General features: G+C 59.3%; 20 protein-coding genes and 2 pseudogenes. 8 read left to right on the forward strand and 14 right to left on the reverse strand.

Annotated features, from left to right (window positions below; translation table 11 throughout):
* Positions 1 to 152: 152 nt before the first annotated feature.
* The 5 genes from JFV30_RS22120 to JFV30_RS22140 all read right to left on the reverse strand — a co-directional run bounded on the left by JFV30_RS22120 (position 153) and on the right by JFV30_RS22140 (position 4,417).
* On the reverse strand, positions 153 to 899 hold the full coding sequence (locus tag JFV30_RS22120; RefSeq protein WP_010169954.1) for a YebC/PmpR family DNA-binding transcriptional regulator: 747 nt from the start codon (positions 897 to 899) through the stop codon (positions 153 to 155).
* Between the two features lie 151 nt (positions 900 to 1,050).
* Positions 1,051 to 2,826 carry an aspartate--tRNA ligase gene (aspS, locus tag JFV30_RS22125; protein WP_169386125.1) on the reverse strand — a complete coding sequence of 592 codons (1,776 nt, stop codon included), beginning with the start codon at positions 2,824 to 2,826 and terminating at the stop codon, positions 1,051 to 1,053.
* Between the two features lie 108 nt (positions 2,827 to 2,934).
* Positions 2,935 to 3,156 (reverse strand): FmdB family zinc ribbon protein, encoded by a 222-nt coding sequence (locus tag JFV30_RS22130; RefSeq protein WP_003209804.1) that lies wholly within the window; start codon positions 3,154 to 3,156, stop codon positions 2,935 to 2,937.
* Positions 3,157 to 3,374: 218 nt separating this feature from the next.
* Positions 3,375 to 3,728 carry a ribbon-helix-helix domain-containing protein gene (locus JFV30_RS22135; RefSeq protein WP_201125185.1) on the reverse strand — a complete coding sequence of 118 codons (354 nt, stop codon included), beginning with the start codon at positions 3,726 to 3,728 and terminating at the stop codon, positions 3,375 to 3,377.
* A 215-nt stretch (positions 3,729 to 3,943) separates the two neighbouring features.
* Complete coding sequence (locus JFV30_RS22140; RefSeq protein WP_003209800.1) at positions 3,944 to 4,417, reverse strand: Dps family protein; 474 nt, start codon at positions 4,415 to 4,417, stop codon at positions 3,944 to 3,946.
* Between the two features lie 428 nt (positions 4,418 to 4,845).
* On the opposite strand from JFV30_RS22140, the gene JFV30_RS33465 reads away from it, so the two are divergent.
* On the forward strand, positions 4,846 to 5,448 hold the full coding sequence (locus tag JFV30_RS33465; protein ID WP_010169957.1) for a cold-shock protein: 603 nt from the start codon (positions 4,846 to 4,848) through the stop codon (positions 5,446 to 5,448).
* A gap of 80 nt (positions 5,449 to 5,528) precedes the next feature.
* On the opposite strand, the gene JFV30_RS22150 is transcribed toward JFV30_RS33465, so the two are convergent.
* Positions 5,529 to 5,735, reverse strand: a complete 207-nt coding sequence (locus tag JFV30_RS22150; RefSeq protein WP_017847119.1) for a SlyX family protein — start codon at positions 5,733 to 5,735, stop codon at positions 5,529 to 5,531.
* 3 nt (positions 5,736 to 5,738) lie between these two features.
* On the reverse strand, positions 5,739 to 6,164 hold the full coding sequence (locus JFV30_RS22155) for an HIT domain-containing protein (RefSeq protein WP_010169959.1): 426 nt from the start codon (positions 6,162 to 6,164) through the stop codon (positions 5,739 to 5,741).
* 883 nt (positions 6,165 to 7,047) lie between these two features.
* Between JFV30_RS22155 and JFV30_RS22160 the strand changes: the two genes are divergently transcribed.
* Positions 7,048 to 8,319 carry an OprD family porin gene (locus JFV30_RS22160; RefSeq protein WP_003209790.1) on the forward strand — a complete coding sequence of 424 codons (1,272 nt, stop codon included), beginning with the start codon at positions 7,048 to 7,050 and terminating at the stop codon, positions 8,317 to 8,319.
* A gap of 191 nt (positions 8,320 to 8,510) precedes the next feature.
* On the opposite strand, the gene JFV30_RS22165 is transcribed toward JFV30_RS22160, so the two are convergent.
* Both JFV30_RS22165 and JFV30_RS22170 read right to left on the reverse strand, forming a co-directional pair.
* On the reverse strand, positions 8,511 to 9,353 hold the full coding sequence (locus JFV30_RS22165; RefSeq protein WP_169386131.1) for a mechanosensitive ion channel family protein: 843 nt from the start codon (positions 9,351 to 9,353) through the stop codon (positions 8,511 to 8,513).
* 134 nt (positions 9,354 to 9,487) lie between these two features.
* A complete protein-coding gene (locus JFV30_RS22170) occupies positions 9,488 to 9,973 on the reverse strand; it encodes a YajQ family cyclic di-GMP-binding protein (RefSeq protein WP_010169962.1) in 486 nt (161 codons plus the stop codon).
* Positions 9,974 to 10,098: 125 nt separating this feature from the next.
* On the opposite strand from JFV30_RS22170, the gene JFV30_RS22175 reads away from it, so the two are divergent.
* The 3 genes and pseudogenes from JFV30_RS22175 (at position 10,099) to JFV30_RS22185 (ending at position 13,679) form a co-directional block, all read left to right on the forward strand.
* The gene (locus JFV30_RS22175; protein ID WP_201125186.1) at positions 10,099 to 11,016 is read left to right on the forward strand and encodes a putative 2-dehydropantoate 2-reductase; all 918 of its coding nucleotides are present in this window, start codon (positions 10,099 to 10,101) and stop codon (positions 11,014 to 11,016) included.
* Between the two features lie 46 nt (positions 11,017 to 11,062).
* A pseudogene (locus JFV30_RS22180) lies at positions 11,063 to 13,098 on the forward strand (ATP-binding protein).
* Between the two features lie 2 nt (positions 13,099 to 13,100).
* Positions 13,101 to 13,679, forward strand: coding sequence for a cob(I)yrinic acid a,c-diamide adenosyltransferase (locus tag JFV30_RS22185; protein WP_063027599.1), 579 nt, complete (start codon positions 13,101 to 13,103; stop codon positions 13,677 to 13,679).
* A gap of 73 nt (positions 13,680 to 13,752) precedes the next feature.
* Here JFV30_RS22185 and JFV30_RS22190 read toward each other — a convergent pair whose 3' ends face one another.
* The 3 genes from JFV30_RS22190 to secA all read right to left on the reverse strand — a co-directional run bounded on the left by JFV30_RS22190 (position 13,753) and on the right by secA (position 18,813).
* Complete coding sequence (locus tag JFV30_RS22190) at positions 13,753 to 14,697, reverse strand: Nudix family hydrolase (protein WP_201125187.1); 945 nt, start codon at positions 14,695 to 14,697, stop codon at positions 13,753 to 13,755.
* A gap of 41 nt (positions 14,698 to 14,738) precedes the next feature.
* Entirely contained in the window at positions 14,739 to 15,956 is a 1,218-nt protein-coding gene (argJ, locus tag JFV30_RS22195) for a bifunctional glutamate N-acetyltransferase/amino-acid acetyltransferase ArgJ (protein ID WP_201125188.1), read from the reverse strand.
* Between the two features lie 121 nt (positions 15,957 to 16,077).
* On the reverse strand, positions 16,078 to 18,813 hold the full coding sequence (secA, locus tag JFV30_RS22200) for a preprotein translocase subunit SecA (RefSeq protein WP_010169968.1): 2,736 nt from the start codon (positions 18,811 to 18,813) through the stop codon (positions 16,078 to 16,080).
* 305 nt (positions 18,814 to 19,118) lie between these two features.
* On the opposite strand from secA, the gene JFV30_RS22205 reads away from it, so the two are divergent.
* Complete coding sequence (locus JFV30_RS22205) at positions 19,119 to 19,574, forward strand: DUF721 domain-containing protein (protein ID WP_010169969.1); 456 nt, start codon at positions 19,119 to 19,121, stop codon at positions 19,572 to 19,574.
* 20 nt (positions 19,575 to 19,594) lie between these two features.
* Here the strand turns inward: JFV30_RS22205 and JFV30_RS22210 are convergent, their stop codons facing one another.
* The gene (locus tag JFV30_RS22210) at positions 19,595 to 21,073 is read right to left on the reverse strand and encodes a helicase HerA-like domain-containing protein (RefSeq protein ID WP_010169970.1); all 1,479 of its coding nucleotides are present in this window, start codon (positions 21,071 to 21,073) and stop codon (positions 19,595 to 19,597) included.
* Between the two features lie 197 nt (positions 21,074 to 21,270).
* Between JFV30_RS22210 and JFV30_RS33715 the strand changes: the two are divergent.
* Together JFV30_RS33715 and JFV30_RS33720 are read left to right on the forward strand one after the other, a co-directional pair.
* A pseudogene (locus tag JFV30_RS33715) lies at positions 21,271 to 22,302 on the forward strand (HAMP domain-containing protein); the annotation flags it as partial.
* A gap of 93 nt (positions 22,303 to 22,395) precedes the next feature.
* A complete protein-coding gene (locus tag JFV30_RS33720) occupies positions 22,396 to 23,160 on the forward strand; it encodes a methyl-accepting chemotaxis protein (RefSeq protein WP_442962328.1) in 765 nt (254 codons plus the stop codon).
* 10 nt (positions 23,161 to 23,170) lie between these two features.
* Here JFV30_RS33720 and JFV30_RS22220 read toward each other — a convergent pair whose 3' ends face one another.
* Positions 23,171 to 23,371 carry a hypothetical protein gene (locus tag JFV30_RS22220; protein WP_201125190.1) on the reverse strand — a complete coding sequence of 67 codons (201 nt, stop codon included), beginning with the start codon at positions 23,369 to 23,371 and terminating at the stop codon, positions 23,171 to 23,173.
* Positions 23,372 to 23,442 lie beyond the last annotated feature (71 nt).

Consider the following 23,442-nt stretch of genomic DNA (forward strand, 5'->3'; position numbering starts at 1 on the left):
TGCGCGAGGCACATGGTTTGTGTAACAGCATAGAATCCTGTGGGAGCTGGCTTGCCTGCGATGCAGGCACCTCGGAGCATCAGTCACACCGAGTTGATGCCATCGCAGCCTCGCCGGGGCTCGACAGCTCCCACATTGGATCTTCAGTGCCCTTATGTGAGCTGTTCGGCGACCGATTCCGGGATATCGGCGTTGGAATAGACGTTCTGCACGTCATCCAGGTCTTCAAGCATATCGAGCATCTTGAGCACTTTCTGCGCGCCGTCCAGGTCCAGTTCGGCACTGGTGGTCGGCAGCATCACGATTTCCGCATCGGTACCTTTGAAACCGGCCGCTTCCAGGGCGTTACGCACCGAATAGAAGCCCGCGAACGAGGTAAACACGTCGATGGAGCCGTCTTCATTGGTCACCACGTCGTCGGCATCTGCCTCCATCGCCGCTTCGATCAGCGCATCTTCATCAACGCCCGGCGCGAAGGAAATCTGCCCCTTGCGTTCAAACAGGTAGGCCACCGAACCATCGGTGCCCAGGTTGCCGCCACATTTGCTGAACGCATGGCGCACGGCCGCCGCGGTACGGTTGCGGTTGTCGGTCATGCACTCGACCATCACCGCCACGCCACCCGGGCCGTAGCCTTCGTAGCTCAATTCGACCATGTCATCGGTATCGGCCGCACCGGCGCCACGGGCCACGGCACGGTCGATGATGTCGCGGCTCATGTTGGCGCCGAGTGCCTTGTCCAGGGCCAGGCGCAGACGCGGGTTGGAGCCCGGGTCACCGCCACCCTGGCGGGCAGCGACGGTCAGCTCGCGAATCCACTTGGTGAAGATCTTGCCTTTCTTGGCATCCTGACGCTCTTTGCGGTGCTTGATGTTCGCCCACTTGGAATGGCCAGCCATAACACAACTCCGAAATTCTGTAGAAACCTGTCGATCCCGCCCCAGGCGGGACTTCCCTCTTAAACGTACAGCCCTTGTAACGCAAAGGCGCATCCGAAGATGCGCCCTTAGCTGACAATGTAAAACCTTATCGCGCTTTCACGCTGCGGCCTTACTCAGCCTTTGGTGTCTCGCGCAGACGGATATGCAGCTCGCGCAGTGCCTTGGCATCCACCACACCCGGTGCCTGCGTCATGACGTCGGCAGCACTTTGGGTTTTCGGGAAGGCAATCACTTCACGGATCGACTGGGCACCGGTCATCAGCATCACCAGACGGTCCAGGCCGAAGGCCAGGCCGCCATGGGGTGGCGCGCCGTACTTCAGGGCGTCAAGCAGGAAGCCGAACTTCTCTTGCTGTTCGTCTTCGTCGATACCCAGCAGGCGGAAGACCGATTGCTGCATCTCCTTGCGGTGGATACGGATCGAACCGCCACCCAGTTCGGTGCCGTTCAGCACCATGTCGTAGGCACGGGACAGAGCGCCAGCCGGGTTGGCTTCCAGCTCTTGCGGCGTGCACTTCGGCGCGGTGAACGGGTGGTGCAGCGCGCTGAAGCTGCCGTCGTCGTTCTCTTCGAACATCGGGAAGTCGACCACCCACATCGGCGCCCACTTGCAGGTCAGCAGGTTCAGGTCGTTGCCGACCTTGATCCGCAGTGCACCCAGCGCTTCACTGACGATCTTGGACTTGTCGGCACCGAAGAACACGATGTCGCCGTCGACCGCGCCAACACGATCCAGGATCACGTTGAGGTTGGCCTCAGGGATGTTCTTGACGATTGGCGACTGCAGGCCTTCAACCCCCTTGGCGCGCTCGTTGACCTTGATGTACGCCAGGCCCTTGGCACCGTAGATGCCGACGAACTTGGTGTAATCGTCGATCTGCTTGCGCGGCATGCTCGCAGCGCCAGGCACACGCAGGGCGGCAATACGGCATTTCGGGTCGTTGGCCGGGCCGCTGAACACCTTGAAGTCGACGTCTTTGAGTTGGTCTTCAACGTCAACCAGTTCCAGCGGGTTACGCAGGTCTGGCTTGTCGGAACCGTAACGGCGCATGGCTTCTTCGAAGGTCATGTGCGGGAATTCGCCGAACTCCAGGTCCAGCACTTCCTTGAACAGGTTGCGGATCATTTGCTCGGTGATGCCCATGATCTCTTTTTCATCGAGGAAGCTGGTCTCGATGTCGATCTGGGTGAATTCCGGCTGGCGGTCGGCCCGCAGGTCTTCGTCACGGAAGCATTTGGCGATCTGGTAGTAACGGTCGAAGCCGGCAACCATCAGCAGCTGCTTGAACAGCTGTGGCGACTGCGGCAAGGCGAAGAAAGAACCGGCGTGGGTACGGCTCGGCACCAGGTAGTCGCGGGCGCCTTCCGGAGTAGCACGGGTCAGGATCGGCGTCTCGACGTCGAGGAAGCCGTTCTCGTCCAGGAAGCGGCGGATGCTGGTGGTCATGCGCGAACGCAGACGCAGCTTCTCGGCCATTTCCGGGCGACGCAGGTCGAGGAAGCGATAACGCAGGCGGGTTTCTTCGCCAACGTCCGAGAACTCGTTCAGCGGGAACGGCGGGGTTTCCGACTCGTTCAGCACTTCAAGCTCGTAGCCCAGCACTTCGATCATGCCCGACGCCATGTTGGCGTTGGTGGCACCGGCCGGACGCAGGCGAACCTTGCCGGTGATCTTCACGACATACTCGCTGCGCACGCGATCGGCGGCGGCGAAGCTCTCGGCGCGGTCCGGATCGAACACCACCTGGGCCAGACCATCACGATCACGGATATCGAGGAAGATCACCCCGCCGTGGTCGCGGCGACGGTGAACCCATCCGCAAAGGGTGATTTCCTGACCTTCCAGGGTCTCGTTCAGTTGGCCGCAATAGTGGCTGCGCATCATGATAGTGGTTTCGCTTCTCGTAATTCGAAATTCGGTGGAGGCCTGCCTCATCACCGTACAGCTAAGTCAGGTGACGGATAATGCAGGAGCCTGCGCGTAGAGTTCAACTCAGTCTGCTTTGTCGCCGCCGGCCAGATTCTTCTTCGAACCGGTCTTGAAGTCGGTCTCGTACCAGCCGTTGCCACTCAGGCGAAAGCCCGGCATGGACAACATCTTTTTAAGCTCCGGTGCCTGGCAGGCAGGGCAATCGACCAGCGGCGCGGCGCTGATCTTTTGAATGGCTTCCAACTGATGACCACAGGAAGCGCATTGATAGTCGTACATGGGCATGGAGATGTCTCGGCGATCAGATCATTACTGCGCCACGCCCTGCCCTGACTGTGTCCCGTGGGAAAGTCCCGGCATGCGCAGCAAAGCCCGGGATTATATCTGGTAAATCGAGGCTGTGCAGCCGTGGCGGCGTGCTGCTCTTTATATAGGTGGCTGCAACAGGCGTGTGCCAGGCGCCCGACCCGGGACAATCCCGGGGCTGGCGGCTGGCACAAGGATCACGCCTGGCCCGGAGGGACACTTGGCGCAGTGATGCGTCCTTTCAATAAATGAACCACGCACACCACCCTGACCAGACCGCTGAAGTTCTTTACACCGCCATAACGCAAGTGCACTTCGCGGTCCACGTAAGACAGCAGCGCACTGACCGAACAGGTATTGATCCTGGCTATCTCCGTGAGGATATTCCAATAGACTTCTTCAAGTCGCAAACACGTCGAAAAACCATTAAGCCGAACGGATCGGGACAATGGCCTGGCCAGGTTCATATCAAACCCCTTGGCAAAGGGATCTACCTTTATCTTGTGCAACCCGCACGTTTCCATCACTCCGTTACCTGCTCCGCGTGACATACACTTGACACTCCATTGCCTGACGGCCACCCATCAATCGTTCTTGTTGGCCGTTGGGCCTATAAAACATCAAGAAGACAAGTGCAGCCAGAAGACAGGGAGCCGATCGCCGTAGGACAAGCCAACGCGCGTATCAGGAAGCTCGCAGGATGAAGGGAATCGCCGGGAAGCAAGCATGCGAGGGGCGTCGGTTCAACGCCCACCCGCAACCGGTGTTACTTGTTTTCGAGCAGGGAGCGCAACATCCACGCGGTCTTTTCATGAACTTGCATACGCTGGGTCAGCAAGTCCGCAGTTGGCTCGTCGCTGACTTTATCCAACAACGGGAAGATGCCCCGGGCGGTGCGGGTAACCGCTTCCTGGCCTTCGACCAACTGCTTGATCATGTCTTCAGCGCTCGGCACGCCCTCTTCTTCCTTGATTGAAGAAAGTCGCGCGTACACCGAGTAAGCACCCGGCGCCGGAAAGCCCAGGGCGCGAATCCGCTCGGCAATTGAATCCACCGCCAGCGCCAGCTCGTTGTACTGCTCTTCAAACATCAAGTGCAGTGTGCGAAACATGGGGCCCGTTACGTTCCAATGGAAGTTGTGGGTCTTCAGGTAAAGTACATAGGTATCGGAAAGCAGTCGCGAAAGTCCATCAACGATTGATTTACGATCTTCTTCACTGATACCAATATCGATTGCCATGTTTTTCCCCTTCAATTGATAAAAAATTCATTGATCAGGTGCAGGACCACTCTAGCAAGAGTACCGGCCTTGCGCAGCCCGGCTGACCCTCACGAGGTGCGGCAAATCGCCCCTTGCAGAGCGAATCTGCGCGACAGACGGGGCTTCGAGCCCTGCAAGAAAAATTACCCAACGCCTGCGAAAAAGCCTGCACCTGTCTAGGACAAGTGTTTGCCGCAGAAATGCCGTGCCCCTTGTAACAGCCTGAAATGCTTGATTTGAGTAGGCACAGGCTTTGCTGTTAAATAGGCAGCGTGTCGCCACCGTTATTTTTCGCGGTAGCGACATAGGCTGATACCCGCGCACGTGCCCAACGCCTCCCATTGTTCAGAAGCGAACCGTGCCAGTCAGCTCTTCCTCGTGATCCGTCTTAACGTGAGTTAATCAAAATGTTGAAAATCGTCCACCTGCTAACGGGCGCCGCAGCTTTGCTGCTGTCCTTTATCCCCAGCCTGCGATCAGAAACCCTGCCTTACCTGCAACAACCTGACGCTCTCTACCTGACCTTCTTTGGTCTTCTTAACCTGACACTGGCTCCAGTCATTCCTTACTGGAACAAAGGCCCGCGTCATCAACTGCAAAACCTGGTCAGCGCCCTGCTGGTCCTGGCTGTTGTCGTGCAAACCCTCACCCTGCTGGCGCCTATGCCTGAAGTCGGTGGCCACCCGGCCGTCCTGCTCAGCCTGGCAATAGCACTGGTCGCCATCGTTCTTCATCTGGCCATCAGTTTTTACCGTTCCTCCCCGGCCGCTGCGTCGCAAACCTACGACATGACCAACCGGGATACCGGTACCGTCAAGTGGTTCAACACCTCCAAGGGCTTCGGCTTTATTTCCCGGGATTCGGGCGACGATATCTTCGTCCACTTCCGGGCGATTCGCGGCGAAGGTCATCGCGTCCTGGTGGAAGGCCAGCGCGTGGAGTTCTCCGTGATGAACCGCGACAAGGGCCTGCAAGCTGAAGATGTGATCGCCGCGTTGCCGCGTCGCTGATTCCAGCACCCCGAAAAAAGAAACCGCGATGCAGCCTGGCTGCATCGCGGTTTTTTTATGCCCTGGCATTCGCCCCTGCATTAATAATGAGGCGGCGGCGCCTCTTCCTCGGACGACTCGAACTGGCCGCCCATCTCTTCCTGGCGCTTGAGCAGCGCAGTCATCTGCAACTGCAGGCGTTCGACCGCCCGCTGCTGGGTGACCAGGATGTCATTGAGGGTCTCAATGGTGTCGTCCTGAAAAGCCAGGCGGCTTTCCAGGTCGGTCACGCGGTCTTGAAGATCCATGGCTCAAGCCTCCAGGAACGTGAAGTCAGCCGGCAGGATTTCGCGCAGACGCGCACGAATCGCCGCCACTTGCTCGTCGCTGTAAGGCTTCGCCGGATGCTTGCCCCAGACCGGCGCAGGCCACGCGGCGTCATCGCGCCTGCGCACGATCACATGCACGTGCAGTTGGCTGACCACGTTGCCCAGTGCACCAATATTCATCTTGTCAGCGCCAAACCCTTCATTAAGCAACTGCGCCAGCGCCGTGCTTTCCTGCCACACCCGCTGCTGGTCAGCGACATCCAGTTGAAACACTTCGCTGATACCGTCTATGCGCGGCACCAGGATGAACCAGGGGTAATTTGAGTCATTGGACAGCAGCAGCCGGCACAGGGGGAAATCCCCGATGGGCAAGGTGTCTTGTTGAAGACGTGGATCTAAGGCGAACACAGCAGTCACTCCCGTTCGGCGGGTCAGGTTTCAGGCGCCCAGCATACCTGCGAATGCCCGGCGCTTCACGGCGAATGCAGCGGACCAAATACGCGCCCAAACAGGACGCCATGAAAAAAAGCGCACCATTTCGAGACAGGTCAATATTTCGGCTAGGCTAAATGACCAACACATCCTCACTTAGTCAAAGACGGGACGCGTGTCAGGCTTCAAGCACCTGATCCAGAGGGCTTTCCAGGCGCGAACAGCAGCCTGGAGCAAAAATACAGCAAGGGCACCACTGCACCAAAATGACCCATTTGTGCCTCAAAGGGATCCGCCGACTACCCACCGAACGGGGTGAACCGGTAACGTTTTGCTCTGGTGCAGGTTTTATGCACCACCGAACAGGAGTACAGCAGGCGCGTCAAGGCCAAACCAAACGGCGTAAAAAGCCCGTGCTTATGCGGTTTTTACAGGGCATTGACAATTTTCACGAAAAAATCACATTCAGTTACTCGTTTGTGCACGCTTGTTGCATTCACCCCCATATGGTCGACAACAGCACCGGCGGGAAGCAGGTGTTTCGCGACAGAAAACAACAGCGGGTCAATGCTTTTCAGGGAAGTGTTAAAACTTTCAAGGGTGACTTTTCCACCCTGAACTCAAGGTTTTAAAACAGTATTGAAGTTGTCAGTTCGGTTACATTCGAACTGTAAATTTGCGACATGGACATAGCAATTTACGACAGGCTCGTAAAGAAGCTGAAAGGATAGATGGGCAAGTATCGCCAATATTGTCAGCGTGATATAAGTTTGCGCCGACACAAAAAAGAAAGAGCCGCCCAGACAAAAATATAGGTGGGACGGCAGTACTCTTCCTAAAACCAAAGGAGCAAATCACGATGCGCGTGATGAAGTGGAGCATGATCGCCCTGGCTGTTTCAGCAGGCACCTCGCAGTTCGCAATGGCGTCCTCTCAGGACGACTCCAAGGGCTTTGTTGAAGACAGTACCTTCAGCATCAACACTCGCCTCCTGAACTTTAGCCGCGACTTCCGTAACAACGACACCGGTAAAAGCCGCGTCGACGAAACCGGCCTGGGCTTCAACGGCCTGTACCAGTCGGGCTTCACCCAAGGCACCATCGGTGTGGGTGTCGACGTGATCGGTCTGTTGGGCGTCAAACTGGACAGCGGCAAGGGTCGTTCCGGCACCGGCCTGTTTCCAACAGGCTCCGACGGTCGCGCTCAAGATGATTACTCCAAAGGCGGCGGCGCAGTTAAGTTCCGTATCTCCGATACGGTCCTGAAAATCGGCGACCAGTACACCACCGCACCTGTATTCGCATCCGATGACAGCCGTCTGCTGCCTGAATTGCCACAAGGTATCTCGCTGACCAGCAACGAGATCAAGGGCCTGAAACTTGAAGGCGGTCACTTCACTTCGAGCGTGGCGCAAGCCCAGACCTACCGCGACAGCCTGGGCCTGACAAAAACTGACTTCATCGGTGGCGTCTACGCCCTGACTCCAGAAGTCAGCGCCAGCCTCTACTACGCGAAGACCGAAGACTACTGGAAGAAAACCTACGCCAACCTGAACTGGACCCATGCGCTTAGCAATGAACAGTCCCTGGCGGTCGACTTCAACATCTACAGCACCAAAAGCGATGGCGCTGGCCTGCAACGGGCTGAGAAGGACGGCACCACCAAACTGGATAACCGTGCCTACAGCTTGCAAGGTGCGTACACCATCCAGGCTCACACCTTTACCCTGGCCTACCAGAAGGTTAGCGGTGACGGTGACTACGGCTACGGCGTAGACGGCGGCGGCACGATCTTCCTTGCCAACTCCATCGCTCGTTCCGACTTCAACGCTGAAGACGAGAAGTCCTTCCAGGCTCGCTACGACCTGAACATGGCGACTTTCGGCGTTCCAGGCCTGAGCTTCATGACTCGCTACGTTAAAGGTACCGGCGCCAACACCGCCGACACTTCGAACGGTAAAGAGTGGGAACGTGACATCGAAGCCAAGTACGTGATCCAGAGCGGCCCAGCCAAAGACCTGAGCCTGCGCGTACGTCAAGCCACTTATCGCTCCAGCGATGGTGTGTACTACGGTTCGGCGTCGATCGACGAACTGCGTCTGATCGCGCAATACCCGCTGAACATCTTGTAATTGGCAGTTTGATTACAACGATGACTTAGGGCCTCGGCCCTAACTAAAAAGCCGCTCACTTGTTTCCAAGTGAGCGGCTTTTTTATTGCAACGTAATCTCAATACCGGGATAACTAGCAAGCTAACTATCTAGTTTAACTACACGCATCAAACCTGACACATCGGACAAGTTTGACACGCAAGTCACACCCTCACTTCGCAGCAGTTTCCTGCATCACGCGAATAACCCGCTGCGGGAACGGAATATCGATCCCCGCACCTTTTAAACGGTCACGCGCCAGTTCATTGAACATGAACATCACGTCCCAGTAATCCGACGTCTTGGTCCAGACTCGCAGGGATACGGTGATTGAACTGTCGCCCAGGGTCGAAACCACGGCTGCCGGTGCAGGATCAGCCAGTACCCGTGGATCCTTGGCCAGTTCCAGCAATACTTCACGCGCCTTCTGCAGGTCGGCTTCATAGTCGACACCCACGTCAAACACCACCTTGCGGGTCGGCTGACGGTTGGTGTTGGTGATGAGGCCGTTGGACAGGCTGCCGTTTGGGATGATCACCGTCTTGTTGTCGCCGGTGCGCAACACGGTGTGAAAGATCTGGATGCTGTCGACGGTACCGGAAGTACCCTGGGCTTCGATCCAGTCACCAATGCGGAACGGACGGAACAACAGAATCAGCACGCCGCCGGCGAAGTTCGCCAGGCTGCCTTGCAATGCCAGACCGATGGCCAGGGTGGCGGCACCGATCGCGGCAACGAACGAGGTGGTTGCCACGCCGATCATCGAGGCCACGTTGACCACCAGCATGACTTTGAGCGCAATGTTCGCAAGGCTGGTAATGAAGTGTTGCAGTGCCAGGTCAGCATTACGCAGGGCCAGCAAACGCCCCACTCGATGGGTCAAGACGTTGATCAGCCACCAACCGATGGCCAGGGTGACCACCGCCAGCAAAAAGCGGCTGCCATATTCCATGATCATCGGTAACCACGACTCCGAGGTCTTGATCAGGTGATCCACTTCAGCGTTCAAATCCATCTACATTCTCCTGTTTACCGGATGTGCGGCTTTATTTATGCCCACATAACAAATGAGCCCCGAAGGGCTCAATCGTTTCTGCAGGTTCTGGGCGTGGGACGTCAAAAACGCCCTCAGGTTCCCGACGGGGGCACTCAGTCGCGGAAGTTATTGAACTGCAGCGGCATGTCGAAAGCCTTGGCACGCAAGGCAGCAATGGCCTCTTGCAAATCGTCACGCTTCTTGCCGGTGATGCGCACCTGCTCGCCCTGGATCGCGGCCTGGACCTTGAGCTTGGCGTCCTTGACGTGAGCGACGATTTTCTTCGCCAGCTCCTTGTCGATGCCCTCTTTGAACACGACTTCCTGCTTCATCAGCTTGCCGGAGGCATACGCGTCCTTGATTTCAAGGCACTGTGCATCGATCTTGCGCTTGACCAGGGACAGCTTGAGGATCTCAATCATCGCTTCAAGCTGGAAATCGGCTTCTGCGGTCAGGTTGACGGTGAGGTCTTTTTCCTTGAACTCGAAGCTGCCCTTGCCCTTCAAGTCATAACGACGATCCAACTCCTTGACGGCGTTCTCGACGGCGTTGGTGAGTTCGTGCTTGTCCAGTTCGGATACCACGTCGAACGACGGCATGTAATTTCTCCAATAAAAAGGGGCGCGGCTCAGTAGAGATGGAGCACGCCCGGGCTAAAATGCCCGGGCATTATAGCGGTTCTTTCGCCTCGTTCACTGCGGGCAGCCTTACGGAGTAAAAACTGATGTCGACCACCTGGCATGTCCTCGGCGCCGGCAGTCTCGGCACGCTGTGGGCCACACGCCTGGCCCGTGCCGGGCTGCCCGTGCGGCTGATCCTGCGGGACCACGCGCGGCTGGCGAGCTATCAGGCGGCCAGCGGCCTGACCTTGGTTGAGCAAGGCGTGGCCCACACCTACCCGGTCGTCGGCGAAACGTCCGACAGTCCGGGGCCAATTCATCGCCTGCTAGTGGCGTGCAAAGCCTACGACGCCCAAGACGCCGTCGCACAGCTTCAACACCGGCTGGCACCCGACGCCGAACTGATCCTGCTGCAAAATGGCCTGGGCAGCCAGGACGCGGTCGCCGCCCAACTGCCCCAAGCCCGCTGCATTTTTGCCTCCAGCACCGAAGGCGCGTTTCGTGAAAGCGACTGGCGGGTGGTGTTTGCCGGCCATGGCTATACCTGGCTGGGGGATGCGAGCCACCCTACCCCGCCGCTCTGGCTGGATGACCTGCAAGCCGCCGGCATTCCCCATGAGTGGAGCACCGACATCCTTACCCGCCTGTGGCGCAAACTGGCCCTGAACTGTGCGATCAACCCGCTGACCGTGCTGTACGAATGCCGCAATGGCGAGCTGCAGGCCCATCAGTGCGAAGTCGCCACCCTGTGCGCCGAACTCGCCGACCTGCTGGAATGCTGCGGACAACCCGCCGCCGCGCAGGATTTGCAGAGTGAAGTGGAACGCGTGATCCAGGCCACCGCGGCCAACTACTCGTCGATGTACCAGGACGTGATCAGTGCCCGGCGCACCGAAATCAGCTACTTGCTCGGCTACGCCTGCCAGGCGGCGGCTCGCCATCAACTGACCTTGCCGCACCTGCAACAACTCCAGGTGCGATTGGTACAGCGACTGTCTGCACGCGGATTGCCCAGCGACTGAGGCACGCGCTACCCTGCCTGCTTGTTCCTTTGCAGCGAAAACCTCGATGCCACTGCGCCAGCGTCTCGAAAATCTACCGGTTGGGCAGAAACTGCTGGCGGCCCTGCTGGTTTTGTTGACCACCGTGTTGCTGGTGGCCAACCTGACCTTTATCAGCGCCGCCTACTGGATCTCCCAGGAAAGCATGGCCCCCCAGGCCTTGCAGGCCATCGGCCGGCTGGTGTCCAACCCGTCGCTGGCGGCCGAGGCGCTGGACTCACCGCTCAAGGCGCAAACCCTGCTGGATGAACTGACCAGCTACTCGCCATTACGGGCCGCCGCCTTATATGACGGCGAAGGCACCCGCCTGGCCCAGTTGCAACACGCCAATCGCCTGCACCTGCCCGACAATTACCGCGAGATTGAAATCTGGCGCGCCACCGAGTTTCGCAGCAATCAAGTGATCACCATTCCCCGTGCCGGCCAACCGTCCGGGCATTTACTGCTGGTGGCCAGCAGCGAACTGCCGGTGGCCTTCTATACCGGGACGTTCACCGCCAGCCTGGGTATTCTGATTTTCAGTGTGCTGCTGTGGCTGGTGATTGCCCGGCAGATCAAGCGCCTGATTACCCGGCCGATCCATGAACTGGAAGAGTTGTCGCGCCAGGTCACCCGGGAAGAGAACTACGCCCTGCGCGCAGGTCGCGGCAACCACGACGAAATCGGCAGCCTCGCCGAAGCCTTCAACACCATGCTTTCGCGCATCGAAGCCCGCGAGCAGCAACTCAAGCGCGCGCGGGACGATTCCCAGGCCGCCTACGATCAAGCCCAGGGCCTGGCGGAAGAAACCCGCCACACCAACCGCAAGCTGGAGCTGGAAGTCCAGGTGCGCAGCAAGATCGAGAAAAACTCACCGGGTTCCAGAATTACCTCAACAGCATCATCGACTCGATGCCCTCGGCGCTGATCGCCCTCGACGAGCAGCTCTACGTCACCCAATGGAACCAGGAGGCCAGCGCACTTTCCGGCACCCGTCTGGATGAGGCGCTGAACCAGCCGATCTTCCTCGCCTTCCAGCCACTCAAGCCCTTCCTGCCGCAGATCAAGGCCACGGTGGAGCAACACACCGTGGAGCGGATCGAGCGGGTGACCTGGGTCAAGGATGACGAGCCCAAGCACTACGCCCTGACGTTCTACCCGCTGATGGGTGGTGCCGGGCGCGGTGTGGTCATCCGGATCGACGACATCACCCAGCGCCTGTCCCTGGAAGAAATGATGGTGCAGTCGGAGAAGATGCTCTCGGTCGGCGGCCTGGCCGCCGGCATGGCCCACGAAATCAACAACCCGCTCGGGGCGATCCTGCATAACGTGCAGAACATCCGCCGCCGGCTGTCGCCGGAGCTGCCAAAAAACCTCGAGCATGCCGAACAGGTAGGCATCGAGCTGGAAACAGTGAACCGCTACCTGCAAAGCCGCGAAGTGCCGCAATTGCTCGACGGCATCCAGCAAGCCGGCGCCCGGGCGGCGAAAATCGTCACCCACATGCTCAGCTTCAGCCGCCGCAGCGATCGCCAGATGGCACCCTGCGATCTACCGGCGCTGATTGACCAGGCGGTGGAAATTGCCGGCAACGATTTCGACCTCACCGTCGGCTTCGACTTCAAGGGCCAGGCGATCATCCGCCAGTTCGACCCGCAGTTGGGCCCGGTGCCCGGCACCGCCAACGAACTGGAACAGGTACTTCTCAACCTGCTGAAAAACGCCGCCCAGGCGATTCATCAGCGCGAAGATGACAGCGAGCCCGGGCGTATCATCCTGCGTACCCGGCTGAACCCGCCGTGGGCGGAAATCCAGGTGGAGGACAACGGCATCGGCATGAGCGAGAACGTGCGCAAGCGCACCTTCGAACCGTTTTTCACCACCAAGGAGATCGGCCAGGGCACCGGGCTCGGGTTGTCGGTCTCGTATTTCATCATCACCAACAACCACAAGGGGCAGATGGAAGTCCATTCCACCCTCGGCCAGGGCACCTGCTTCACCTTGCGCCTGCCCCTGGCCGGCAGCCAATTGCCACCCAACGAACTCACTCAACTGGAGCGCTAACCATGGGCTTTCGCCTGTCGAAAATTTACACCCGTACCGGCGACAAGGGCGAAACCGGCCTGGGCGACGGCCGCCGCGTACCCAAGGACCATCCACGGGTGGAGGCGATTGGCGAAGTGGATGCGTTGAACAGCCAGCTTGGTTTGTTGTTAGCAGGCCTGGAGGAACAGAGCGGGCAGCACCCGGCGCTGAAGGATGTGATCGAGGTGCTTACGCCCTGCCAGCATCGACTGTTCGACCTGGGCGGTGAGTTGGCCATGCCGGTGTACAAAGCGCTGAATGCGGCAGAAGTCGACCGTTTGGAAGCCGCGATTGATCGCTGGAATGAAGAGGTCGGGCCGCTGGAAAACTTCATTTTGCCGGGTGGTTCGGCGCTGATTGCCCAGGCTCATGTGTGCCGTAGCCTGGCCCGCAGCGCGGAGCGGCGGTGTCAGCACCTGAATGCGGTGGAACCGTTGGAAGGCGTAGGGTTGGCGTATATCAACCGGCTGTCGGACTTGCTGTTTGTGGCAGCACGAGTGATTGCCAAGCGTCAGGGTGTTGCGGAGATTTTGTGGCAAGCGGCCGCGAAGCCGCACTGACGCTTACTGACTGATTGAGACTTGTGGCGAGGGAGCTTGCTCCCTCGCCACAACAAGCGCCCCGGCCTGGTCCTTAAACCTCAGGCCAGAACGCCCGAATCCCTGCCACACCTTGAGCACCGGCTTCCCACGCCTTTTCCAGCTCGGCAGGCCCAACCCCACCGAGCAGGAACACCGGCTTGCTGAAGCCGCTGATCAACTGCTGCGCCTGCTCCCAACCCAACGGCTGGGCATCCGGATGCGTCTGGGTCGGCTGCACCGGCGACAACGTCACGAAATCCACGTCCATCAATTCCGCCAACGCCAATTCCTCAGCATTGTGGCAAGACGCCGCCAACCAGCGGTCCTTGGGCAAAGGTCGCCCCTTGCTGGCGTACTTGCGCAGTTGCGCCGAGGTCATGTGCCAGCCAGCTGCGGGAAAATCCCCCAGCCATTCAAACGGCCCTTTCAGCATCAATTGCGCCTTGCCCGCACACAGACCCACGGCGTCCACCGCCAGGTCGCGGTATTTGGGATCGTAACCGTTGGGGGCACGCAACTGGACCAGCTTGATGCCGCCAGCGATGGCTTTTTGAATGCCGCGCAACAGCACGGGGGTTTCCAGCTCACCCGGGGTGATCAGGTAGTGCGCCGGCAAACGTGCCGCCGCAACGATCGGCGCATTGGCCGCCGGAAACTCGTAGTTCGGCAGGTCCCGCGGGGCGACCCATTCAAGCGGCTGCCCTTCGGCACCGTGGGGTTCGCCGGTGAAGGCCGAGACTTCCCAGACATCCAGCAACACCTGTTTGTCCGGGTAATCGTGCTGCACCTTGATCAACGGACGAGCCGTTGTGACCTGGATACCCAACTCTTCCTGCAACTCACGGGACAGCGCGGCAGCGACCGACTCATCGGCCTCCACCTTGCCACCGGGAAACTCCCAGAGGCCACCCTGATGCTGGGTATCGGCGCGGCGCGCCAGCAGAATCCTGCCGTCGACACCCCGGATGACCGCTGCTGCTACATGAACTCGTTTCACCGCACTATTTCCTCTGAATCGGTTTGAAGACCAGCCTGGTGTCAGGTGCGATATTCCGCGTTGATCTTCACGTACTCGTGGGACAGGTCAGTGGTCCAGATGGTTTCGCTGCACTCACCGCGACCCAATTCGATACGGATAGTGATTTCTTCCTGCTGCATCACCGCAGAACCCTGGGCTTCGGTGTACGTCTCGGCACGGGCGCCACGGCTGGCGATGCACACCTCGCCGAGGAACACGTCGATCTTGCTCACATCCAGGTTCGGCACACCGGCACGGCCAACAGCGGCCAGGATACGGCCCCAGTTCGGGTCGGAGGCAAACAGCGCAGTCTTGATCAATGGCGAGTGAGCCACGGTGTAGCCCACATCCAGGCATTCCTGGTGATTGCCGCCGCCGTTGACTTCAACCGTCACAAACTTGGTGGCGCCTTCGCCGTCGCGCACGATGGCCTGGGCCACGTCCATGCACACTTCGAACACGGCCTGCTTCAACGCCGCGAAATACGCGCCGTTGGACGAGGTGATTTCCGGCAGGTCGGCCTTGCCGGTAGCGATCAACATGCAGCAGTCGTTGGTCGAAGTGTCGCCGTCGATGGTGATGCGGTTGAACGACTTGTTGGCGCCGTCGAGCATCAGGTTTTGCAGCACGTCACGGGATACTTTGGCGTCAGTGGCGATGTAGCCAAGCATGGTCGCCATGTTCGGGCGAATCATGCCGGCGCCTTTGCTGATGCCGGTCACGGTGATGGTCACGCCTTCATGCACAAACTGGCGGCTCGCGCCTTTGGGCAGGGTGTCGGTGGTCATGATGCCGGTGGCCGCAGCCGCCCAGTTATCCACCGACAGGTCATCCAGCGCCGCTTGCAGCGCGCCTTCGATTTTCTCTACCGGCAGCGGCTCACCGATCACGCCGGTGGAATACGGCAGCACCTGGATGGCATCAACGCCAGTCAGTTCGGCCAGCTTGGCGCAGGTGCGGGCAGCGGCGGCCAGCCCAGGCTCGCCGGTGCCGGCGTTGGCATTGCCGGTGTTGGTCAGCAGGTAACGCACCGGGCCTTCAACCCGCTGCTTGGCCAAAATCACCGGTGCCGCGCAAAACGCGTTCAGGGTGAACACACCCGCGACGGTCGAGCCTTCGGCACAGCGCATCACCACCACATCCTTGCGCCCCGGGCGTTTGATGCCGGCCGAAGCAATACCGAGTTCAAAACCGGCAACCGGGTGCAACGTGGGCAAAGGACCAAGACCAACAGCCATGAATGCGCTCCTAAAAATAGTGGATGTGTGACCCGTCGCTATCGACGGTGACAAAATGGCAAAACGCCGCGACGGCTGATGCCGGTCGCGGCGCGGGGTGTTGCAGCGTCAGGCGAAAATCTTAGTTGATTTCGCCGTGGCAGTGTTTGAACTTCTTGCCCGAACCGCACCAGCACAGCTCGTTGCGGCCCAGCTTCTGCTCATTGCGCACCGGGGCCTGGGCCAGGGCCACATCGACCTCTTCACCCAACACTTCCGGAGCCTCAAGACCAGGCGCTTCGTCATGCTGGAACTGCATGCGCGCAGCCAGTGCCTCGGCTTCCTGACGCAGGCGAGCTTCTTCCTCGATCGGGTCTTCGCGACGCACCTGAACGTGGGACAGCACACGAATCGAATCGCGCTTGATCGAATCCAGCAGCTCGGAGAACAGCGTGAACGACTCGCGCTTGTACTCCTGCTTCGGGTTCTTCTGAGCGTAGCCACGCAGGTGGATGCCGTGACGCAGGTGGTCCATGGTCGACAGGTGGTCTTTCCACAGGTCGTCCAGCACGCGCAGTACGATTTGCTTCTCGAAGGTGCGCAGTGCTTCGGCACTCGCCTGCTCTTCTTTTTCGTTGTAGGCGGCCAGCAGCTCGGTCATGAGCTTCTCGCGCAGGGTTTCTTCGTACAGGTGGTCGTCTTCGTCGAGCCATTGCTGGACCGGCAAGTCGACACCGAAGTCGCTCTTCAACGCCGCTTCCAGACCGGCAACATCCCACTGCTCAGGCAGCGACTGTGGCGGAATGTGTGCGCTGACCGTGGCGTTGAGCACGTCCTGGCGGAAATCGGCAATGGTCTCGCCGATGTTGGTGGCGGCCAACAAACTGTTACGCATGTGATAAATCACTTTACGCTGTTCGTTGTTGACGTCATCGAACTCGAGCAATTGCTTACGAATGTCGAAGTTGCGGCCTTCTACCTTGCGCTGGGCCTTCTCGATGGCGTTGGTCACCATGCGGTGTTCAATCGCTTCACCGGACTGCATGCCCAGGGCTTTCATGAAGTTCTTCACCCGGTCAGAGGCGAAGATGCGCATCAGGCTGTCTTCCAGGGACAGGTAGAAGCGGCTGGAACCGGCGTCACCCTGACGGCCGGCACGACCACGCAGCTGGTTGTCGATACGGCGCGATTCGTGACGCTCGGAAGCGATCACCTGCAAGCCGCCGGACTCCAGCACTTGCTGGTGACGCTTCTGCCAGTCGGCCTTGATCTGCGCGATCTGCTCAGGCGTCGGGTCTTCCAGGGACGCGACTTCCACTTCCCAGTTACCGCCCAACAGGATGTCGGTACCACGACCGGCCATGTTGGTGGCGATGGTCAGTGCGCCTGGGCGACCGGCCTGGGCGATGATTTCCGCTTCTTTTTCGTGGAACTTGGCGTTGAGAACCTTGTGCTCGATGCCTTCCTTGTTCAGCAAGCCCGACATGTGCTCGGAAGTTTCGATGGTGGCCGTACCCACCAGCACAGGACGGCCCTGGGCCATGCATTCCTTGATGTCGGCGACGATTGCAGCGTATTTCTCGTCGGCGGTCAGGAACACCAGGTCGTTGAAGTCTTTACGCGCCAGCGGTTTGTTCGGCGGGATAACCATCACCGACAGACCGTAGATCTGGTGGAATTCGAACGCTTCGGTGTCGGCTGTACCGGTCATGCCGGACAGTTTGTTGTACAGACGGAAGTAGTTCTGGAAGGTGGTCGAGGCCAGGGTCTGGCTTTCAGCCTGGATGTTCAGGACTTCCTTGGCTTCGATCGCCTGGTGCAGGCCTTCCGACAAACGGCGACCCGGCATGGTACGACCGGTGTGTTCGTCGACCAGTACGACCTGGCCGTCCTGCACGATGTATTCGACGTTGCGATGGAACAGCTTGTGCGCGCGCAGGCCGGCATACACGTGGGTCAACAGGCCCAGGTTGTGCGCCGAGTACAGGCTCTCGCCTTCAGCCAGCAGGCCGATCTGGGTCAGCATGTCTTCGACGAACTGGTGACCGGCTTCGTTGAGCTCGACCTGACGGGTCTTCTCGTCGATGGTGAAGTGACCTTCTTTGGTCACCACGCCTTCCACTTCCTCGATATGTTGCTCGAGGCGCGGGATCAGCTTGTTGATCTCGGTGTACAGGCGCGAGCTGTCCTCCGCCTGACCGGAGATGATCAGCGGGGTACGGGCTTCGTCGATCAGGATGGAGTCGACTTCGTCGATCACGGCAAAATTGAGTTCGCGCTGGAATTTTTCTTCCATGCTGAACGCCATGTTGTCGCGCAGGTAGTCGAAACCGAATTCGTTGTTGGTGCCGTAGGTGATGTCGGCAGCGTAGGCGGCGCGCTTCTCTTCCGGCGGCTGGAACGGCGTGACAACGCCGACGGTCAGGCCGAGGAATTCATACAGCGGGCGCATCCAGTTGGCATCCCGGCGAGCCAGGTAGTCGTTCACCGTCACAACGTGCACGCCCTTGCCGGACAGTGCATTGAGGTAAACGCCCAGGGTTGCCACCAGGGTCTTGCCTTCACCGGTACGCATTTCGGCAATCATGCCTTCATGCAAGGTCATGCCGCCGATCAACTGAACGTCGAAGTGGCGCATGCCCATGACACGCTTGCCGGCTTCACGGGCGACCGCAAAGGCTTCGGGAAGCAGCTTGTCGAGGGTTTCACCTTTGGCTATGCGGGCCTTGAACTCTTCGGTCTTGGCGCGCAATTGCTCGTCCGAAAGGGCAACCATCTGCTCTTCGAAGGCATTGACCAGCTGCACCGTCTTGAGCATGCGTTTGACTTCGCGCTCATTCTTGCTTCCAAAAAGTTTCTTTAACAAAGGCGCAAACATATCGGCAGGTTCTTCCACACATAGGGATGGAGGGCGCCCCGTGAGTCGCCCGAGCAGCCCTCACGGCCGCATGCGAACGAGCATTCTACCCGGAAACGTGGGTGAGGAAAGTGGCGTTATTCCACGATGCTGGCACGGCGCTCTTGGAGGGCTTGTTTAAAATAAGGGCTTTTTGCTGAACTTCAACCCATTCAGGTAATAAGTTACTCGTTGATTTAATGGATAAACTGCCGGTAATGCAATGGCCGCGGCGTCGCAGACGCTTTCTGCTACCATGGCCTCTCTGTTACTTAAGGTGTCTAGTCATGGCATTTCGCCCTCTTACGGCCCGTGCTCCCGCCGTGTTGCTTCGCGAAGCCAAGCCTTTAAAAGCCATCTTTGGCCATGCGCAACGCCTTGGTCATTTGCAACGCCTGGTAGAAAGCCAACTGCAACCCGCCGCCCGCGAACACTGCCACGTGGCCTCGTGGCGTGAAGGCAATCTGCTGCTGATCGTCACCGACGGCCATTGGGCGACGCGCCTGCGCTATCAGCAAAAACGCTTGCAGCGCCAATTGATGGCCTTTGACGAATTCGCCAGCCTGACGCGCATCCAGTTCAAGGTGCAGCCGCCGACCGTGCAGCAAGGTGCAGCGGGTCATACCATGGACTTGTCGGAGATTGCGGCCGAAACCATTCAGGCCACGGCAGACGGGATTACCGATCCGAACTTGCGCGCTGCGCTGGAGCGCCTGGCCGCTCACGCCAAACCGAAGGCGTGAGGGCGAGCGACTCCCCTGCTTTACTTACGCTTGCTGCCACCCAACAACGAGCCCAGTAACCCTCGCACCAACTGCCGGCCCATCTGATTGGCCGCCTGCTGCATCGCGGATTTCAGCGCCTTGCCGGCCGTGGTGCCAAGGAACGCACCGGCCTTGTCGGTGAAACTCGGTTCTTCAGCGGCGGGCGCCGCCTCCTCTTGCGGCCCCAAGTCCTTGCGCGCCATCAACACTTCGTACGCCGACTCCCGATCAATCGGTTTGTCATAACGCCCCAACAACGGCGAACTGGCAATCAATGCCGCCCGCTCGGCTTCGCTCAACGGCCCGATCCGCGATTGCGGCGGTGCCACGAGTACGCGTTGGACTACTTCAGGCGTCCCCTTTTCCTGCAAGGTTCCCACCAACGCCTCACCGGTACCCAGCTCGGTCAGCACCGCCAACGCATCAAACGCCGGATTCGGACGGAAACCATCGGCCACTGCCCGCAGGGACTTCTGCTCTTTGGTGGTAAACGCCCGCAACCCGTGCTGGATACGCAAGCCCAGTTGTGCCAGCACGGTGTCCGGCAGGTCACCCGGAGACTGGGTGACGAAATACACGCCGACACCTTTCGAACGAATCAACCGCACCACCTGTTCCAGGCGATCCTGCAGAGCCTTGGGGGTGTCGGCGAACAACAAATGCGCCTCATCGAAAAACAGCGCCAGCAGTGGCTTGTCGGCATCGCCGCGTTCCGGCAGTTGCTCGAACAATTCGGCCAACAGCCAGAGCAGGAAGGTCGCGTACACCTTCGGCGCGTCATGCACCAGGCGGCTGGCGTCCAGCAGATGAATGCGCCCGCGGCCGTCACTGGCCGGTTGCAGGATATCTTCCAGTTGCAGGGCCGGCTCGCCGAACAACGCTTCGGCACCCTGCTGCTCCAGCACCGCCAAACGCCGCAACAGAGCCTGGCTTGAGCCCGTGGTCATCAAGGCCGCATCTTCCCCCAGCAACTCCGGGTGGTAGCGCAGATGATTCAGCAGGGCCTTCAGGTCCTTGAGGTCCAGCAACAACAACCCCTCGCGGTCGGCCACCTTAAAGGTGGCGTAGAGGGCTGATTGCTGGCTGTCAGTAAGTTCCAGCAGGCTGCCGAGCAACAGCGGGCCCATTTCACTGATGGTGGTGCGTAATGGATGACCGGACTGGCCGTGAATATCCCACAACGTCACCGGATAAGCCTTGGGCGCGTAATTAAGGAAAGGCATGCCGGCAATCCGCTCGGCGACCTTGCCCTGAGGGTTGGCTGCGGCGCCCAGGCCACACAGGTCGCCCTTGATGTCGGCGGCGAATACCGCGACGCCGGCATCGCTGAAGGCTTCTGCCAGGCGCTGCAAGGTGACGGTCTTGCCCGTACCGGTGGCGCCCGCGATCAGGCCATGGCGGTTGGCCAGGCGCATCGACTGGGCGATCGGCTGGCCTTTGAGATCTGCACCAATAATGAGTTGCGAAGAGTCAGGCATTTTGTCACCCATGGTTAATCTTTAGCACTGCATGGTCGATACAGTTAACGCGAGAGACCCAAAAAGTCTTAGAAAAAATGGGCCGGATAATTCCTGCAGGAGCAGATGGAAATATCACACTTTTTTTGACGCAGCCATTTTGCACGCCCCAAAAGGACGTGCATCGGATATTAAGACCATAGCGGACCCCACAAGCCATGAATAAAAATCTGCGTTTCAGCCATAAAATCCTGCTTGCCGCCGCTCTTGTCGTCATTGCCGCCTTTGCGTTGTTTACCCTCTACAACGACTACTTGCAGCGTAATGCGATTCGCGACGATCTGAACAACTACCTGCATGAAATGGGCGATGTCACCGCCAGCAATATCCAGACCTGGCTCGCCGGGCGCATTGTGCTGATAGAAAGCGCCGCGCAGAACATCGCCATCAACCCTGATTCAAGCACCGTCGCCAGCCTGCTGGAACAGAAAGCCCTGACCTCTTCATTCATGGCGACTTACCTGGGCGACAGCAAAGGCGGCTTCGTGATCCGCCCCGACACCAAGATGCCCGACGGCTTCGACCCGCGTGTGCGCCCCTGGTACAAGGGGGCCCAGAGCAGCAACGGCTCGACCCTGACCGAACCCTATATTGATGCAGCCACCGGCCAGTTGATCATTTCCATTGCCACCCCCAGCAGCAAAGCGGGCCAGAGTGTCGGCGTAGTGGGTGGCGACCTGAGCCTGCAAACCCTGGTGGACAATATCGGCGCCCTGAACTTCGGCGGCATGGGTTATGCCTTCCTGGTCAGCGCCGACGGTAAAGTACTGGTACACCCCGACAAGAGCCTGGTGATGAAGACCCTGGCCGACGTCTATCCAAACACTACCCCCAAGATCAGCAGCGACTTCAGCGAAGTCGAGGTTAACGGCAAGACCCGCATCGTCACCTTTACCCCGATCAAGGGCTTGCCATCGGTGAACTGGTACCTCGGCCTGTCGGTAGATAAAGACAAATCCTTCGCCATGCTCAGCGAATTCCGCACCTCGGCGATCATTGCCACGATTATCGCGGTGGTTATCATCATCGCCCTGCTGGGCATGCTGATCCGCATCCTGCTGCAGCCACTGCACGTCATGACCCGCGCCATGGAAGACATTGCCGACGGTGAAGGCGACCTGACTCGCCGCCTGACCATCCAGAACCATGACGAGTTCGGTGTGCTGGGCAGCGCGTTCAATCGCTTTGTGGAACGGATTCACACCTCGATTCGCGAAGTGTCCTCGGCCACCGAGCAGGTCAATGAAGTGGCCCTGCGGGTGGTCAGCGCCTCCAACTCCTCAATGGTCAACTCCGACGAACAGGCCAATCGCACCAACAGCGTCGCCGCTGCCATCAACGAACTGGGGGCCGCCGCCCAGGAAATCGCCCGCAACGCCGCGCAAGCCTCCAGCCAGGCCAGCGATGCCCGGCACCTGGCGGAAGACGGTCAGCAGGTGGTGGAGCGCAATATCAAGGCGATGAACCAGCTGTCGCAGATGATCAGCGCTTCCAGCACCAATATCGAAGCGCTTAACAGCAAGACGGTGAACATCGGGCAAATCCTGGAAGTGATCACCAGCATTTCCCAGCAAACCAACCTGCTGGCCCTCAACGCGGCGATTGAAGCCGCACGAGCCGGGGAAGCCGGCCGCGGGTTCGCGGTAGTGGCCGATGAAGTGCGCAACCTGGCACATCGCACCCAGGAGTCGGCGCAACAGGTGCAAAAGATGATCGAGGAGCTGCAGGTGGGCGCCCGGGATTCGGTCAGCACCATGAGCGAAAGCCAGCGCCACAGCCAGGACAGCGTGGAAATCGCCAACCTCGCGGGCGAGCGCCTGAACAGCGTGACCCTGCGCATCGGTGAAATTGACGGCATGAACCAGTCGGTCGCCACCGCCACCGAGGAACAGACCTCCGTGGTGGAGTCGATCAACATGGACATAACCGAGATCAACACCCTCAATCAGGAAGGCGTGGAAAACCTGCATTCAACGTTACGGGCCTGTTCCGACCTGGAACAGCAGGCGGCCCGCTTGAAACAATTGGTGGGCAGTTTCCGGATCTGATCCAGCAGGCTCAGTTGCTGCCTTGCGCAGCGGCTGACGCCTTTTCTTCCGGCGAATCAGATGTGTCCTGCAACTGTTCCCACAACTCGACGGCGCCAGGAAACTCGGTGCCGTCCTCACTGCTCAGGTCATCCGGGTCATATCGACTCAAACAGCCCTCTCCCAGCGTCGCGGGGGCTTTGGACGTGGCTTTATCCAATGGATCGCTCATTCTCCATTCCTCACCTGTTGCCAAAGAAAAAGGACCTGTAGCGATTTAACGCCCAGGCCCTTCATTCTTCA

The organism is Pseudomonas sp. TH32 (genome assembly GCF_016650855.1).
Classification (GTDB): domain Bacteria; phylum Pseudomonadota; class Gammaproteobacteria; order Pseudomonadales; family Pseudomonadaceae; genus Aquipseudomonas.

Coding starts and splice junctions, on each gene's coding strand:
- JFV30_RS22220 (WP_201125190.1), bottom strand. CDS start 23,371: ATGAGCGATCCATTGGATAAAGCCACGTCCAAAGCCCCCGCGACGCTG.
- secA (WP_010169968.1), bottom strand. CDS start 18,813: ATGTTTGCGCCTTTGTTAAAGAAACTTTTTGGAAGCAAGAATGAGCGC.
- argJ (WP_201125188.1), bottom strand. CDS start 15,956: ATGGCTGTTGGTCTTGGTCCTTTGCCCACGTTGCACCCGGTTGCCGGT.
- JFV30_RS22210 (WP_010169970.1), bottom strand. CDS start 21,073: ATGCCTGACTCTTCGCAACTCATTATTGGTGCAGATCTCAAAGGCCAG.
- JFV30_RS33465 (WP_010169957.1), top strand. CDS start 4,846: ATGTTGAAAATCGTCCACCTGCTAACGGGCGCCGCAGCTTTGCTGCTG.
- JFV30_RS22170 (WP_010169962.1), bottom strand. CDS start 9,973: ATGCCGTCGTTCGACGTGGTATCCGAACTGGACAAGCACGAACTCACC.
- JFV30_RS22205 (WP_010169969.1), top strand. CDS start 19,119: ATGGCATTTCGCCCTCTTACGGCCCGTGCTCCCGCCGTGTTGCTTCGC.
- JFV30_RS22150 (WP_017847119.1), bottom strand. CDS start 5,735: ATGGATCTTCAAGACCGCGTGACCGACCTGGAAAGCCGCCTGGCTTTT.
- JFV30_RS22130 (WP_003209804.1), bottom strand. CDS start 3,156: ATGCCCATGTACGACTATCAATGCGCTTCCTGTGGTCATCAGTTGGAA.
- JFV30_RS33720 (WP_442962328.1), top strand. CDS start 22,396: ATGGTCAACTCCGACGAACAGGCCAATCGCACCAACAGCGTCGCCGCT.
- JFV30_RS22120 (WP_010169954.1), bottom strand. CDS start 899: ATGGCTGGCCATTCCAAGTGGGCGAACATCAAGCACCGCAAAGAGCGT.
- JFV30_RS22185 (WP_063027599.1), top strand. CDS start 13,101: ATGGGCTTTCGCCTGTCGAAAATTTACACCCGTACCGGCGACAAGGGC.
- aspS (WP_169386125.1), bottom strand. CDS start 2,826: ATGATGCGCAGCCACTATTGCGGCCAACTGAACGAGACCCTGGAAGGT.
- JFV30_RS22135 (WP_201125185.1), bottom strand. CDS start 3,728: ATGTCACGCGGAGCAGGTAACGGAGTGATGGAAACGTGCGGGTTGCAC.
- JFV30_RS22140 (WP_003209800.1), bottom strand. CDS start 4,417: ATGGCAATCGATATTGGTATCAGTGAAGAAGATCGTAAATCAATCGTT.
- JFV30_RS22160 (WP_003209790.1), top strand. CDS start 7,048: ATGCGCGTGATGAAGTGGAGCATGATCGCCCTGGCTGTTTCAGCAGGC.
- JFV30_RS22165 (WP_169386131.1), bottom strand. CDS start 9,353: ATGGATTTGAACGCTGAAGTGGATCACCTGATCAAGACCTCGGAGTCG.
- JFV30_RS22175 (WP_201125186.1), top strand. CDS start 10,099: ATGTCGACCACCTGGCATGTCCTCGGCGCCGGCAGTCTCGGCACGCTG.